Origin of the sequence: Altererythrobacter sp., from assembly GCF_050299635.1 — a bacterium.
Lineage (GTDB): Bacteria > Pseudomonadota > Alphaproteobacteria > Sphingomonadales > Sphingomonadaceae > Erythrobacter.
The window spans coordinates 104,613-119,933 of the sequence record NZ_JBNKWF010000004.1 but is presented as its reverse complement, the minus strand read 5'-3'; the positions used below and the strand labels follow the sequence as shown (position 1 = coordinate 119,933).

Below are 15,321 nucleotides of genomic sequence, written 5' to 3'. Positions count from 1 at the left end.
CAGTCATCTTGAAGAACCAGCCATCGCCTTCCGGGTCGGTATTGACCAGCGCGGGGTCTTCTTCGAGCTTCTCGTTGGCTTCGGTCACCTTGCCATCGATCGGCGCATAGACGTCGCTCGCGGCCTTTACGCTTTCGACCACGGCAGCATCACCGCCCTGATCGAGATCCGCGCCAATCGCAGGTAGTTCGACAAAGACGATGTCGCCCAGCTGTTCCTGCGCATAATCGGTAATACCCACGGTGGCAGCATTGCCATCGACATCGATCCATTCGTGTTCATCGGTGTAGTAACGCGGCATCGTTCAACTCCCTCGAAAATAGCGATGCGGGACAAAGGGCATGGGTGTGACAGTGGCGGCAAGTCGTTTGCCGCGCACTTCGATCTCGAGCGCAGTGCCTTCGGCTGTCAGCGCGGTATCGACATAGGCCATGGCGATGGGATGGCCGAGCGTGGGCGAAAAGCCACCGCTGGTCACGCGGCCGACTTCAGCGTCGCCCGAGAAGACCGGCGCGCCTTCGCGTGCGGGCATGCGGCCATCGAGCGTGAGGCCTATGCGCTTCGCCTTCGGGCCGTCGGCCAGGGTCCGCGCGACAGCTTCGTGACCCATCCAGCCTCCCGTCTCGCGCCGGGACTTTGTAAGCGCGAAGGCGAGGTCGGCGCTGACCGGATCGATTTCATCCGTCAGATCATGCCCGTAAAGCGGCAGGCCAGCTTCGAGACGCAGGCTGTCGCGCGCACCCAGCCCGGCCGGATGCACACGCTCGTCCGCCACCAGGGCATCGGCCATCTGCTCCGCGTGACTGGCGGGCAGCGATATCTCGTAGCCGTCCTCGCCAGTATAGCCACAGCGCGTGACCCAGACTGGTGTGTCGGCCCAATCGAACAGGCCGCCGGTCATGAAGACGAGGGTTTCGACGCCAGGGATGATCGCGCCCAGCACTGCAGCCGCCTTAGGCCCCTGCAATGCCAAAAGCGCTTGATCTTCATGATGGGTCAGCGTGATCTCGTCAGGCAAGTGCTCGCGCAGATGAGCGATATCGTCCCATTTCATCGCGCCATTGACGACCAGCGCGTAGTGCGGCCCGGCATTGGTGACCATCAGGTCATCCAGTATGCCGCCACCTTGATTGAGCAGCAGCGAATAACGCATGCGCCCCTGCTTCAGGGTCGCTATCGCGCCTGGAAGCAGCTTCTCGAGTTCCTCCGCGGCATTCTCGCCCGATAGTGTGAGCTGCCCCATATGGCTGACGTCGAACAGAGAAGCGCTCTCGCGCGTCCAGTTGTGCTCGGCAACTATGCCCCCGTACTCACCGGCATACTGGATCGGCATATCATACCCGGCGAAAGGCACCATGCGCGCACCAAGCGCGCGGTGCCAGCCGTCGAGCGGCAGCTTTTCCAGTGGGAGGTCTTCGGTCTCTTCTTCGCTCAAATCACATTCCCCAGATCAGGCGCGCAGCAAATCGGAACGATATGCCAGTCGCGCACCCCCTCTGTCGGGAAACCTGAGAGCTTGGCCCGGCGCTCAGCGCGCCCGGCTTACCCCTTCGGTGGCTGCCGCCCCTTCGCAAAAGAGAGGCTGGAAGCGCTTTCCAGAGTACCCATACATGCAGCGGTCCATTGGCCTGAGAGTTTCCGGGGCGGTTGCTCCTTCGGCGCCGCCGGTCTTGCGACCGGAGGACTCTCCCGCTGCCTGTTCGGGACTCGCATCCCGAGGGCAGCTTTGCCCTTGCCCAAAAGCCGCCTGCGGTCAATCTCTCGCAAGTCGATTGGTCGAAGTTTTTCCCCGCTAACCCGCAGAAATCTGCGGTTCTTGTAAGCAAGGCATACAATTATCAGTCGAGATTCAACCCTATCAGATAGAGCGCAGACAGGACGATCCAGATGCCGCCAACCGTCTTGAGCTTGCGCGGCCCCATCCAAAGTGCAACCGGCCGTGCCAGGAAGGCACCAAGCATGGCGCCGGGCGCTGCGAGCAACACCACCTCCCATTGCACCGTGCCCGCCTCGATATGCCAGATGATTCCCGCAATCATGCTGATCGAAGAGACGATGCAGGCGGTCCCGACCGCGAGCAGCATGGGATAGTGCCGCAGGAAGAGGTAGAACGCGACCAGCTCGCCGATCCCGACCGAGAACAGCGCCGTAATCGCACCGCCAGGAATCGCGATCAACGCCAGCACAGCCAGATCGATCGGAGCGAGGGCCGTGCGTTCCGGCAGGTTCCGATTGACTGTCCAGGTCGCAACAATCAGCGCAAGCCCCAGCGCGATCGAGAAGCTCTTGTAGCCGAACAGGATAAGCCGCGGGTCGAACTCAATATGGCGCTGGGTAAAAAGCATAGCCGGGAGCGAGAGCACGAGCACCAGCCCGCAGACCAGCCAGTAATCGCGCGTCGAGACCGGCGCGTGCAGGTCCCCCGGCGGATGGGCTGGCTGGTGGAACAACCGGTCGGTCCACCTGAGCGCGCCAAGCGACATACCAAAGACCTGAATGCCCATTGAAACCGCAGTGACCCTGAGCGGGTCGAGTCTCATGACGCCCAGTTCATGCAGCGCATTGAACACCGGCACGAACACAACGCCGCCGCCTGTTCCCGAAGCATTGGCGATCACCGCCCCAATTACGCCAACGGCGGACAGGAACCATAGCCTGCCGAGAAGCACGAAATCATAGGGAACGGTGAACCAGAGCGCGGCGTAAGCCAGCGCGAGCAATGCGCCGCCGGTGATGGCCAGCCGCGAAGGATGCGGCAAATTCAGTCGAGATTGGGCCGCAGCCATCGCTCGGCCTGTGCAAGATCGACTCCGCGCCGTCCAGCATAATCCTCAAGCTGATCTCGCCCGATCCGGGCAACGCCGAAATACTCCGCTTGCGGATGCGCAAAATAGAATCCGCTGACAGCGGCGGTGGGATACATGGCGAAATTCTCTGTCAGCTCGACGCCCACATTGTTTTCCGCGTCGAGCAGTTCGAACAGCAGCGGCTTGAGCGAATGGTCTGGGCAAGCCGGATAGCCAGGAGCAGGCCGGATACCGCGATATTCTTCCTTGATCAGCGCTTCATTGGTGAGCTGCTCGCCCGGTGCGTAGCCCCAGAGATCGGAGCGGACATGCTGGTGCAGGCGTTCGGCAAAAGCTTCGGCAAAGCGATCGGTCAGCGCTTTCAGCAGGATGTCCGAATAATCGTCCTTGTCGGCCAGGAAGCGCTTCGAATGCTCCTCAATGCCATGGATGCCGACCGCAAAGCCGCCGATCCAGTCACCGTCCGGGTCGATGAAGTCCGCCAGGCAGAAATTGGCGCGGTCACGGCTCTTGCGCACCTGCTGGCGCAGGAAAGGCAGCGTGACATGCTCTTCGCGCCGTACGCGGTGCACCGTCACATCGTCTCCATCGCGCGCGCAGGGCCAAAAGCCTGCCACGCCGCGCGCTGTCAGCCATTTCTCCGAAACGATCCTTTCGAGCATGGCCTCGGCATCGGCCTTCAGGCTGCGCGCGCTTTCGCCCACCACTTCGTCGTCGAGGATGGCGGGATAGGTGCCGTGCAGCTCCCAGGCCCGGAAGAACGGTGTCCAGTCGAAATAATCGCGAAGATCGGCCAGATCCCAATCGTCAAACACGTGCAGGCCGGGCTTGAGTGGAGGTGCGGGCTTGTCACTGTAATCGCATTTGAAGCCATTCGCGCGCGCATCTTGCAGGCTCAGCAACACGCTGGGCGTTTTGCCTGCGCGCACGTCACGGATATGCGCATATTCCGCCGCCGTTTCACTGGCGATCACTTCGCGCTGGGTGTCGGAGAGCAGCCGGCTGGCGACGCCTACCGCGCGGCTGGCGTCGAGCACATGGATCACAGCATTGTCATAGGCCGGATCGATCTTGAGTGCGGTGTGCACCTTGCTGGTGGTCGCCCCGCCGATCAGCAACGGCAGGTCCATCTTGGCGTTCGCCATCTCTTCCGCCACCGTCACCATCTCGTCCAGCGACGGGGTGATAAGGCCTGACAGCCCAATCATGTCGGCGGAATTTTCTTCGGCCGATTTCAGGATTTCCTGCCATGGCACCATGACGCCAAGGTCGATCACTTCATAGCCGTTGCACTGCAAGACGACGCCGACGATGTTCTTGCCGATATCGTGCACGTCGCCCTTCACGGTCGCCATCACGATTGTGCCCTTGGCCTTCGCGCCCTCTGCCTTCTCCGCTTCGATGAAGGGGATCAGATGCGCGACGGCCTTCTTCATCACGCGCGCGGATTTGACCACTTGCGGCAGGAACATCTTGCCGCTGCCGAACAGGTCGCCAACGACATTCATGCCGTCCATCAGCGGGCCCTCGATCACTTCGATGGGGCGGCCTTCGCGCTCGGCCACCAATTGGCGCGCTTCTTCGGTGTCTTCCACCACATGCGCGTCGATGCCCTTGACCAGCGCATGCTCGAGCCGCTTTTCGACCGGCCAGCCGCGCCACTCGGCGGCTTCCTTTTCCTCTTCCTTGCTCTTGCCCTTGTAGCTTTCGGCGAGCGCGATCAGCCGCTCGGTCGCGTCGGGGCGGCGGCACAGGATCACATCTTCGCAGGCGTCGCGCAGCTCCGGGTCGATCGTGTCGTAAACGTCGAGTTGCCCGGCGTTGACGATCGCCATGTCGAGCCCGGCTGGAATCGCGTGATAGAGGAAGACGGAATGCATCGCGCGGCGCACGGTCTCATTGCCGCGGAAGCTGAAGCTGAGGTTTGAGAGCCCGCCCGAAGTCTTGGCATAGGGGCAAGCCGCCTTGATCTCCTTCACCGCCTCGATGAAGTCGAGCCCATAGCGGTCATGCTCCTCAATCCCCGTCGCGACAGCGAAGATGTTGGGATCGAAGATGATATCTTCTGCCGGAAAGCCGATCCCGGTCAGCAGATCATAAGCGCGCTTGCAGATTTCGACCTTGCGCTCCTTGGTGTCCGCCTGGCCCGTTTCGTCGAAGGCCATCACGACCACCGCCGCGCCATAGTCCATGCATTTGCGAGCATGATCGAGGAAGGGTTCTTCGCCTTCCTTCATGCTGATCGAATTGATGATCGGTTTGCCGGACACGCATTTGATGCCCGCTTCCATCACGTCCCATTTGGAACTGTCGATCATCACCGGCACGCGCGCGATGTCAGGCTCGGCGGCGATCAGCTTGAGGAAGGTCTCCATCGCCTTTTCGGCATCGAGCAACCCCTCGTCCATGTTGACATCGACGATCTGCGCGCCGTTTTCGACCTGCTGGCGAGCGACTTCGACCGCGGCGGCATAATCGTCTGCCATGATCAGCTTCTTGAACTTCGCCGATCCGGTGACGTTGGTGCGCTCGCCGATATTGACGAAACGGGCGGTGGAAGGTGCGTCAGTCATCAGGCAGCAATCGTGAAGGGTTCGAGACCAGCGAGGCGCATTTGCGGCGCAACGGATGGGATGGCGCGCGGCGTCAGGCCTTCCACCGCAGCGGCGATCCGCGCGATGTGTTCGGGTGTCGAGCCGCAGCAACCGCCAAGGATATTGACCCGCCCGGTCTCCGCCCATTGCCGTACATGGCTGGCGGTCGTCTCGGGCAGCTCGTCATATTCACCCAGCTCATTAGGCAGTCCGGCATTGGGGTAGGCCATAACCAGCGTATCGGCGAGGCCGGCCAGTTGCTGGATATGCGGGCGAAGCTGTTCCGCACCGAAGCTGCAATTGAGCCCGATGGTCACCGGCTTTGCATGGCGCATGGCATTCCAGAACGCCTCGACCGTATGACCCGAAAGATTGCGGCCAGAGAGATCGGTCAGGGTGAGTGAAACCATCAGCGGGATTTCCCGCCCCTGCTCGCGCTCAAGCTCCTTCACCGCCATCACCGCCGCCTTGCAATTGAGCGTATCGAACACGGTTTCAATCAGGATGAAATCGGCCCCGCCTTCAACCAGCGCAGCAGCCTGTTCGCGATAGACTTCTTTCACTTCGTCGAACGTGACCTCGCGATAGCCAGGGTCTTCGACATCGGGTGAAAGCGACAGCGTCTTGTTGGTCGGGCCCATCGCTCCGCAAACGAAGCGCGGAATGCCGTCCCTCGCGCTGGCATCGTCGCAAGCTTCGCGAATGATCCGCGCCGCCGAAACGTTGATATCATGCACCAGGGCTTCGGCCCCATAATCGGCCTGGCTGATGCGATTGGCATTGAAAGTGTTGGTCGCGAGCACCGTCGCGCCCGCTTCGATATAGCTGTCGCAAATGCGGCGGATCACGCCAGGCTGCGTCAGATTGACCAGGTCGTTATTGCCTTTCTGGTCCTGCGCCAGCCCGGTATCGGCGCCATAGTCTTCGCTCGCCAGCTTCGCATTCTGGATCGCTGTTCCATAGGGGCCGTCCTTGATCAGAACGCGCTGCGCGGCAGCGGCAAGCAAACGCTCGCGGGCACTCATTGCTTTTCTCCTCCGGGCCTCAGGCCCAGCATATGGCAGGTGGCATAGGACAACTCCGAACGGTTGAGCGTGTAGAAATGGAAATCACGCACATCGTCGGCATAGAGCCTGCGGCAGAACTCCGCAGCCACGGTTGCCGCGACCAGTTCGCGCGCATGCGGCATGTTGTCGAGCCCTACGAACAGGTCTTCAAACCAGTCGGGCAGTTCCGCGCCGCAAGCATGGGCAAAGCTGCGGGTACGCCCGAAATTCGTCACTGGCAGGATACCGGGAATAATCAGCTTGTCGATTCCGGCGGCGGCGGCACGATCGCGGAAACGGAAGAAACTGGTTGAATCGAAAAAGAACTGCGTAATCGCGCGATCTGCTCCGGCGTCCAGCTTGCGCTTGAGATTGTCGAGATCGGCCTCCGCGCTCGACGCTTCGGGATGCACCTCGGGATAGGCGGCAACCGATATCTCGAACGGATGCAAGCGCTTGAGGCCAGCCACCAGTTCGGCGGCACTGCAGTATCCCTGCGGATGCGCTTCAAAGGGCGTTCCCGGCGGCCCGCCATCCCCTCTCAAGGCGACGATGTGGCGAATACCGGCCTGCCAGAACTCGTCGGCAATGGCGTCCGTCTCGGCACGGCTCGCGCCGACACACGTAAGATGCGCGGCGACCGGCGCGTTGATTTCCTTTTGCATCCGGACAGACAGTTCGCGGCTCACCTCGCGAGTCGAACCGCCCGCACCATAGGTCAGCGAAACGAAGTCCGGGCCGAGCCGCGAAAGGCGCTCGAGCGTATGGAACAGCGCCGCTTCGCCCTTCTCCGATTTGGGCGGAAAAAACTCGAACGACACGCGGATGTCGCCCGGCAAGCCGGCAAACAGCGGGGTCTCGGCGAAACGAAGCGCCTGATTGGGATAGATCGGGGGGACCATTATGCCCTCTTCCTTGTCCGGGCCTGGGTGGGTTTGCCGTCGCGCCGCTGGCCGATCCAGATCTTGACCACCAGCTCGCTGCCTTCCAGCGCAATCGGCGTGCGCGGTGCAAAGCCCGCATCCTTGAGCATCTGGCTGATTTGCCGGTCGGAAAAGCCCAACCGCGCATGTGCATGGCGTTCGCGCAATTCTTCGCGGTCATGCGCCGCGAAATCGACGATCGCGATTCGTCCGCCGGGGCGGATCACGCGGCCCGCTTCCGCCAATGCATGGGCCGGCGTCAGGGCGAAGTGAAGCACCTGATGGAGCAATACGGTATCGAACTGATCTGCGCCGAAGGGCAGGTCGGTAAAGTCGCCCTGCACCAGCTCCACCTGATCTGTAGGCAGATGCTGCAGTTTGGCACGCGCGACCTTGAGCATCTCGAGGCTCTTGTCGAGCGCGACGATCCGCTCGGCCTCGGGCGCGAACAGTTCCGCCATGCGGCCTGTGCCGGTGCCGATATCGAGCATCTGGCCGATCGGCGCATCGCCCAACGCTTTGCTCAAGGCCTCTTCCACCAGATTGTCCGGGCTGTGCAGGCGGCGCAGCTCGTCCCAATCGCTTGCGTGGCGCGTGAAATAGTTTTCGGCCGTCTCTTCACGCGCGGAACGGATCGCAGTCAGCTTGCGGCGATCTTCATCGCATTGCTGCGCGAAATCGGCGTTCTCGCGTTCGGCGATGGCGAGCAGACGCCCGACCGCTTCAACCAGGGGCGGCGCATTGTCCGATCCGCTCGGCGCGCGCAGGAAGACCCAGCTTCCTTCGCGGCGACGTTCGGCGAGCCCCGCATCGCACAGGATCCCGACATGGCGCGAAACGCGTGGCTGGCTTTGGCCCAGCACCTGCGCCAGCTCGCCCACGGCGAGCTCCATCGTGCCCAGCAGGCGCACGATGCGCAGCCGCGTGGGGTCGGCAAGTGCGCGGAAGATGGTCTCGACATACATTGCGCAGGACATATAAAGATATTTCTATATCTGTAAATTGGCTCTGCGGAGAATATACTGTCGGTGACTAAAGCACGGCTTTCGCAGACCCGCTACTCCGGCGCCTTCACCCAGGCGATTATCGGTGCTTTTCGATCGCGGGATAATCCGGATTGCCAATCACGCTGTCGATGAGAAACTGTTCAACCAGATTGGCGAGTCTGTTCGAACGATCGGGACGCCTGAACCAAAGCAGCTTCCAGTTCGTTAGCGGCCGCAACATTACCAGCCTGGCCCTGACTTCAGGCGAAAGCAGTGGGTCGGCAAGGCAAGCCGCGCCAAGTCCGCGCTCCACCATGGCGGAAACCACGTCCAGATATTCCGAATGGCAGATCACGTTGCGAGGGATAATGCCGGCCGCCGCCATGCCTTCCAGCTGCAAGCGCTCCTGGTCGGAACCGGCCTTGGGCATGATAAACGGTAGCTCGCTGATCTCTTCGGCCGAAGGGTTTCTAGACTTGGCTTGCAGAAGGTCGGGGCTGCTATAGATCCCCCCTCGTACAATCGCGAGCGGAATGGCGCCTGACTCGTGCGGGCGGTCTTCGCGAGAATGATACATGGCGAAATCGATCGCTCCCCGATCCAGTTTGGCTGAAGCCCGGTCAGATGGAAGGCGCACGTCGAAGTCGCATTCGATCATGGGATTTTCGCTGAGAAAGTGGCCGAGACCCGGCCGTACATAGTGATCGAACAGAGCCTGGCCGATACGAATACGGAAGCGGGCCGCCTTGTTGGTCTCGCTTGCTTCAAGACGATGCGCGGCCAGTGCCTGACCAGCACGGTCAAAAGCCTTGAGGTCTTCGCGGAACGCCTGACCGCGAGCGGTCATAGTGGGCTTTCGGCCCGGGCTCCGGGTGAACAGCTTGCAGCCCAGCTGCCTCTCCAGCAGCGCGATCTGACTGCTGACCGATGCTTGCGAGATGTTCAAATGTTCAGCGCATTCCCGAAAGCTGAGCACTTCAGACAGAGACCAGAAAACCTGCAACTGCCGAAGGGTGAAAGGTAGCTCAAGCATTATTGCCGGATACCAAACATATAATCTGAAAACAATGTTTCAGTTTGGCTGGACACTGCTTGCTCCAATCCACGAACGGCACGACTCTGGCCGCTCAAATCCAAAGGTTTGAGGGGAGAGGTATGTCCATGATTCGTGCGAGGATTGCGCGCCCGCAAAAGGCGCGCCTGCCATTTATAGCTGGAACGAGCATTCTGGCGCTCACTGTCGCAGTTACCCCTGTGGCAGCGCAGGAGGCTCCATCGAGCGGCGAGACAGTCGAACAACCTGCCGCAGGGTCGATTGTCGTCACCGGCTCGCGCCTGCGCACCGATGGGATGCAAACGCCAATTCCCGTCACATCGGTCGATGCCGAGGCTCTCGAAGACATGGCCGCAGGCAATCTGATCGAAGGCGTGGGCCAGCTTCCGCAATTCTTCGGAAACCAGTCGGTATCGGCGGTGCAGAAGTCTGGCGAAGGGGGTACCGGCTGGTTCACCCGCGGCGGATACGGCAACCTCGATCTGCGTGGTCTCGGCATCAACCGCACGCTTACCTTGCTCAATGGCAGGCGCATGATTTCGTCCGGCGTGTTCGGCGGCGTCGACATCAATGTCTTCCCAGAAGGCATGATCAAGAATGTCGAAACCACCACCGGCGGCGCATCCGCCGCCTATGGTACGGATGCTGTTGCGGGGGTCGTGAACTTCACGCTCGATACCGATTTCACCGGCGTCCAGGCCAAGGTCCAGGGCGGCATTACGGATCGCGGCGACAGCGCCAGCTACGAAGCTTCACTCAGCTTCGGCACATCGATCGGCGAGCGCGGGCACCTGTTGCTATCGGGAGAGATATTCGACCAGAATGGCGTCCACAATTACAAGGATCGAAACTGGTACGATGCTTGGGGCGTGATCGGCAGCGACGCCTATCCGCAGGTCATTTCCGCCAATTCGAGTTACAACGGCGTTATCTTCGCGCCCGGCACGCCGCTGCAAGGAATGGAGTTCCTGCCAGACGGTAGCGGCATTACGCCGTTCGTCCTGGGCGCTCCGTCGCTTGGAACAATCGGCACCCCTCCTGCGCGCCACTCGGTCGCAAACGGCGGCAGCGGAGACGATCTGGGCGGTGAGCTATTCACGCTCTTCCCCGATGCAAAGCGCAACAGCCTGTTCGCCTACGCCGATTACGAGGTGTCGGACGGCCTCACTCTCTTCGCGCAGGCGGTCAGAGGCCAGAACAAGACGTTCCGCTACAACGACCCGACAGGCTCCTTCAACGGCACGCCCACCACTGCGACGATCTTTCAGGATAACGCTTTTCTGCCAGACTCTGTCAGGCAGACCATGATCGACAACAATATCGACTCCTTCGTCTTGCGGCGCATGGGCAGCACCAGCGACCTGGCCAGGGAAATCTGGCTGCGAGACAACAATGTGATGTATTCCTTCACCGGCGGGCTAAGCTGGGACATCGCAAGCGGCGGTATGCTCGATGGCTGGCACGTGGATGCCTATTACCAATACGGCACCAACACCCGCAAAGCCTATCAGAGCGGAATACGGGTCGATCGCATCTTTGCCGCCCTGGATGCAGTGCGCGACCCGTCTTCCGGCGAGATAGTCTGCCGGACCTCCCTGTTCGGCAATGCCTTCCCGGGCTGCGAGCCGATCAATCTGTTCGGGGCCGGCAATGCTTCGGCCGCGGCGATCGACTACGTCACCGGATTCGAAGCCGGTGAGCAGGTGACTACTCCGATCTTCTACGCCGACAGCGGGTTCGATCGCGGCGAAACCTATAGCTACACGACCGGCAATTCGAAGTTGAACACCACCAGGATGCGCCAGCACCTGGTCGATTTCAGCATGAGCGGAGATGTGCTCGAAGGCTGGGCCGGTCCGATCACGATGGCGCTGGGTGCATCCTACCGCAAGGACAGCGTCAGGCAGTTGGTGCAGGATGTGACCAACCCGGCCTCCGACCATACGAACGGCCATCCCGTCCTGTGCAGTGGAGAAGCGCCCGGCCTGCGCGGCGTCAGCGTTTCGGACTGTCTCAACACGGTTGGCGTTCAATATTCCAAGGTCTCGAACATTCGCGGCTCGATCAACGTCAAGGAGGCATTCGCCGAAGCGCTGGTACCGCTCCTGGCGAACGCCGGGCCGGTCAACGCGCTCAACCTTCACCTTGCCGGGCGCTGGGCGGACTATTCCGGATCGGGCACAGTCTGGGCCTACAAGGCCGGGCTCGACGCGGAAATTGCGGACTTCCTGCGACTGCGCGGCACCTATTCGCGCGACGTGCGCGCCGCCAACCTTTCCGAACGGTTCGACAAGACCGGCGGCGTCGCCGTGCTCGATGATCCGCGCACGCCGAACGTCGTGGAAGCGCTCAATGTCACGCGCTTTTCCGGCGGCAATCCCGCCGTGAACCCGGAAAAGGCCGACACATGGACCGTGGGCGCCGTATTGCGGCCGAGCTTCCTCCCCGGCTTCTCCGTTTCGGCAGACTATTACGACATCAAGATCAAGGGAGCGATCGGGCAACTCGGCTCGCAAGCGGTGCTCAATGGTTGCCTGATCGACAATGTGCCGGAGCTTTGCGACCTGGTGACGCTCGATCCCGGCGACGTGCCAATCCTGGTCGGCGATGTATTCATCAACGTCAACGAGAACCGGGTCCGCGGTCTCGATGTAGAGATGGCTTACAGCACCCCTGTCGCCCTCTTCGGTGGCGATGAGGAACTCTCGACCCGCGTTTTTGCAAGCTGGTTGTTTGAAAACTCGCAAACCCTGGGCAATGGAACCTATACCGATCGTGCAGGACAGACCGGCATCCAGCAGTCCGATGGCGCGCCCTATGGCCTTCCCGATTTCAAGGCGACGGGTAACATCACCTACTCAAATGGCGGTTTCGGAGCCTACCTCCAGGGCCGCTACATCTCGTCCGGACAGCAGGAAAACTCGCTTGGCGATGTCCCGTTGAACAAGGTCGATTCCGCATTCTATCTCGATCTCAAGCTCAGCCAGGAAATCGAGGTTGGATCATCGACATTCGAGATCTTCGCGTCGGTCACCAACCTGCTTGACGAGGATCCGCCGATCACACCCTATTACAGCGTATTCGGCGGGCATTCCGCCCAGACCAACAGCGTCTTATTCGACCTGCTGGGCCGCCGCTACAATGTCGGCGTGAAGTTCAGGATGTAGTTCGGCACGGAGTTCCCATCCCGATCACCGTTTTCTCCAGCCTGGGGCGGCCATAGGCTCGCCAGTGCCGCCCCTTCTTTCTCTTCCGCAAAGGGTGCAGAATGAGCAATGACCGTCAATCGACCTTTGAAATCACGCGGCGGACCGTGATGGCGGGCGCAGCGGGAACAGCCGCACTTGCCGTGGCCAGTCCGGGTTTCGCCCACGATCCAACGCGCAAGCCGAATTTCCTCTTCATCATGGCGGACGATCTCGGTTACGCCGATCTGTCCTGCTACGGTCGTCGCGAGTATCAAACCCCGGTGCTGGACGCGCTGGCACAGCAAGGCGTCCGTTTCACTCACGCCTATGCCAACAGTGCAGTATGCACCGCCACACGGGTGGCGCTCATTACCGGACGGTATCAGTATCGCCTGCCAGTGGGGCTCGAGGAACCGCTGGGCCAGAGGAATGTTGGCCTGCCGCCAGAACATCCGACCATGCCTTCGCTGCTCAAACAGCAGGGTTACTACACCAGCCTGATCGGGAAATGGCATCTCGGCTCATTGCCGGATTATGGTCCGCTCAAGAGCGGGTATGACGAGTTCTGGGGCATACGGAATGGCGGCGTCGACTACTTCACGCACAAGATTTACGGCATGGAAGACCTGTGGGACGGCACGACGCAGATCGATGAGCAAGGCTATCTCACGGAACTCCTCGCCAATCGCACACTCCAGACGCTCGAACAGCGAGCTGGGGACGATCGGCCATGGCTGATCAGCCTCCACCTGACGGCACCGCACTGGCCTTGGGAGGGCCCCGAGGACCAGGAGGAATCCGCCCGTCTCGATGCCAAGGAAGGCTTCGCAATTGCCCATTACGACGGCGGCGATCAGGAAACCTATGCGACGATGGTGACCTATATGGATCGCCAGATCGGCCGCGTACTCGACAAGCTGGCCGAATTGGGAATGGAGCAGGACACAGTCGTCGTCTTCACCAGCGACAATGGCGGTGAACGTTTTTCCGATACCTGGCCGTTCACCGGGAAGAAGACCGAACTGCTGGAAGGCGGACTGCGGATCCCGGCAATCGTGCGCTGGCCCGGCCTGTCAACGCCTGGCAGCGAGAGTGACGCGCAGATCATGTCGATGGACTGGCTACCGACTTTCATCGCCGCGGCGGGCAGTGCGCCCGATCCCCGTTTCCCGAGCGACGGGATCGACATCCGCGAAGCCATCGCCGGACGCGCCCTGCCCGAACGGCCTTTGTTCTGGCGTTTCAAGAACCACGGACAGGAAGCAGCACGTTTGGGTCGCTACAAATATCTCAAGATTGCGGGCAACAGCTTCCTTTTCGATGTGATCGCCGACCCGCTGGAACGGGGAAATCTGAAGGAGCGGATGCAGGACACATTTGCCGACCTCCGCCAGCGATGGGAGAATTGGAACGCGAGCATGCTTGCGAACGATCCCGATGCGCCGTCCTATGGCTTCACCGGCGAGATGCTGGCGGATCACTTCGGCGTGGACAGCTGAATGGCGCGCCATCCGGCGTATGGCCGAACGGCCCCTTGTCAGAACAGCTTGGGTGTCTTCTGCGAAGAGGTGGTGCCGCTTACTGGACTCGAACCAGTGGCCCCATCATTACGAATGATGTGCTCTACCAACTGAGCTAAAGCGGCACTCTCGCCTCTCGGCCCATAATCGCCCTGCGGATTTACCGCAACGCTATCAAGCGCCGGAAGAATATGGAGGCCCGAGCCGGAATCGAACCGGCGTGCAAGGATTTGCAGTCCTCTGCGTAACCACTCCGCCATCGGGCCTCGCCCCACCCTCGCGAATGGGGAAGCGGCCCCCTAGCGAATGCCCCGCCGCATGGCAATCGCTTAACGCATGCGAGCGCGCTTTACGTTAGGTCAATCTGGACGCGGCGGCGCGAAACGGTCAGGGATCGCGGCATGAGTGTTTCTGCATTGATCGAACCCGTCACCGGCAAGCCTGGCCCCGTACAGCTATCCGAGGCAGCGAACTGGCTGCAGGGCCGTACGCTTTACGGCGGCGCATCGACGCTGATCGGCTATACGATGGCCCTGCGTGCCTTTCCCGATCTGCCACCGCTGCGCGCCGCCCAGGTGGGATTTGTCGCCCCCGTGGGCGACGAGGTCGAATTGTCGGCAGAGATCGTGCGACAGGGCCGCAACGTCACCCAGATCCGCAGCGAAATCCATGCGCAAGGCAAGCTCGCGCACACGGCGCTGTGGCTATTTGCCGAACCGCGCGAAGCCAATGCGGTTCATCCGGGCGAGAAGCCGGATGACTTCCCGCCGCAGCCTGAAGATTGCGAAGACGTGATGACGGGCAAGGGCCCCTCTTTCATCCAGTGCAATTTCGACCTGAAGCGGGCGCAGGACACCAGCGGTCCGGGCGCGCCGATCGTGCGCCGATGGGCTCGCCTCAAACAGACCGAGGATCTCGATCCGGTCAGCGAACTCATCCTGATGGGGGACGTGCTGCCACCCGGGGCAATGCGCGCGATGCGCCGGACGGCGCCGATCAGTTCGATCAACTGGTCGTTCAATCTGCTCGATACGGAACCGCGGACAAGCGACGGCTGGTGGCTTTCGGAGAATGCCAGTCAACACGCCGGTGACGGCTATTCATCAGAGCGTTTGCGGTTGTGGAACACGCAGGGCGAGCAGGTACTCGACGCGCTGCAATCGGTCGCCATCTTCGGCTGAGGCAGCGCATGGCCGCCCAGCC

Annotated in this window: 11 protein-coding genes, 2 tRNA genes and 1 riboswitch; of the genes, 3 read left to right on the top strand and 10 right to left on the bottom strand. The window is 61.3% G+C overall.

All coding sequences use genetic code 11. From position 1 onward, the window contains the following. The 8 genes from gcvH to ACQY6C_RS03280 all read right to left on the bottom strand — a co-directional run. The coding region (gene gcvH, locus ACQY6C_RS03315; RefSeq protein WP_427964671.1) for a glycine cleavage system protein GcvH at positions 1–301 on the bottom strand (301 nt) is incomplete at its 3' end. A gap of 3 nt (positions 302–304) precedes the next feature. Beyond that, positions 305–1,435, bottom strand: coding sequence for a glycine cleavage system aminomethyltransferase GcvT (gene gcvT / locus ACQY6C_RS03310; RefSeq protein ID WP_427964669.1), 1,131 nt, complete (start codon positions 1,433–1,435; stop codon positions 305–307). Between the two features lie 171 nt (positions 1,436–1,606). Beyond that, a riboswitch (glycine riboswitch) is annotated at positions 1,607–1,702 on the bottom strand. A 136-nt stretch (positions 1,703–1,838) separates the two neighbouring features. Next, a complete protein-coding gene (locus tag ACQY6C_RS03305) occupies positions 1,839–2,786 on the bottom strand; it encodes a sulfite exporter TauE/SafE family protein (RefSeq protein WP_427964667.1) in 948 nt (315 codons plus the stop codon). Beyond that, the gene (metH, locus tag ACQY6C_RS03300) at positions 2,762–5,380 is read right to left on the bottom strand and encodes a methionine synthase (protein ID WP_427964664.1); all 2,619 of its coding nucleotides are present in this window, start codon (positions 5,378–5,380) and stop codon (positions 2,762–2,764) included. Before metH ends, ACQY6C_RS03305 begins: the two co-directional genes overlap by 25 nt. Next, complete coding sequence (locus tag ACQY6C_RS03295) at positions 5,380–6,426, bottom strand: homocysteine S-methyltransferase family protein (RefSeq protein WP_427964661.1); 1,047 nt, start codon at positions 6,424–6,426, stop codon at positions 5,380–5,382. The genes metH and ACQY6C_RS03295 overlap by 1 nt, the downstream gene beginning before the upstream one ends. Further along, positions 6,423–7,349: a methylenetetrahydrofolate reductase [NAD(P)H] gene (gene metF / locus ACQY6C_RS03290; RefSeq protein ID WP_427964659.1), complete on the bottom strand. Its 927-nt coding sequence runs from the start codon at positions 7,347–7,349 to the stop codon at positions 6,423–6,425. Before metF ends, ACQY6C_RS03295 begins: the two co-directional genes overlap by 4 nt. After that, entirely contained in the window at positions 7,349–8,335 is a 987-nt protein-coding gene (locus ACQY6C_RS03285; protein WP_427964657.1) for an ArsR/SmtB family transcription factor, read from the bottom strand. Before ACQY6C_RS03285 ends, metF begins: the two co-directional genes overlap by 1 nt. Positions 8,336–8,453: 118 nt before the next feature. Beyond that, complete coding sequence (locus tag ACQY6C_RS03280) at positions 8,454–9,389, bottom strand: LysR family transcriptional regulator (protein WP_427964654.1); 936 nt, start codon at positions 9,387–9,389, stop codon at positions 8,454–8,456. Positions 9,390–9,517: 128 nt separating this feature from the next. On the opposite strand from ACQY6C_RS03280, the gene ACQY6C_RS03275 reads away from it, so the two are divergent. After that, positions 9,518–12,577, top strand: a complete 3,060-nt coding sequence (locus ACQY6C_RS03275; protein ID WP_427964651.1) for a TonB-dependent receptor plug domain-containing protein — start codon at positions 9,518–9,520, stop codon at positions 12,575–12,577. Between the two features lie 101 nt (positions 12,578–12,678). Further along, positions 12,679–14,097, top strand: a complete 1,419-nt coding sequence (locus ACQY6C_RS03270; protein ID WP_427964648.1) for a sulfatase family protein — start codon at positions 12,679–12,681, stop codon at positions 14,095–14,097. A gap of 70 nt (positions 14,098–14,167) precedes the next feature. On the opposite strand, the gene ACQY6C_RS03265 is transcribed toward ACQY6C_RS03270, so the two are convergent. Further along, positions 14,168–14,243: transfer RNA gene (locus ACQY6C_RS03265), tRNA-Thr, on the bottom strand. A 67-nt stretch (positions 14,244–14,310) separates the two neighbouring features. Beyond that, positions 14,311–14,384: transfer RNA gene (locus ACQY6C_RS03260), tRNA-Cys, on the bottom strand. A gap of 135 nt (positions 14,385–14,519) precedes the next feature. On the opposite strand from ACQY6C_RS03260, the gene ACQY6C_RS03255 reads away from it, so the two are divergent. Beyond that, positions 14,520–15,299 carry a thioesterase family protein gene (locus ACQY6C_RS03255; protein WP_427964645.1) on the top strand — a complete coding sequence of 260 codons (780 nt, stop codon included), beginning with the start codon at positions 14,520–14,522 and terminating at the stop codon, positions 15,297–15,299. Positions 15,300–15,321 lie beyond the last annotated feature (22 nt).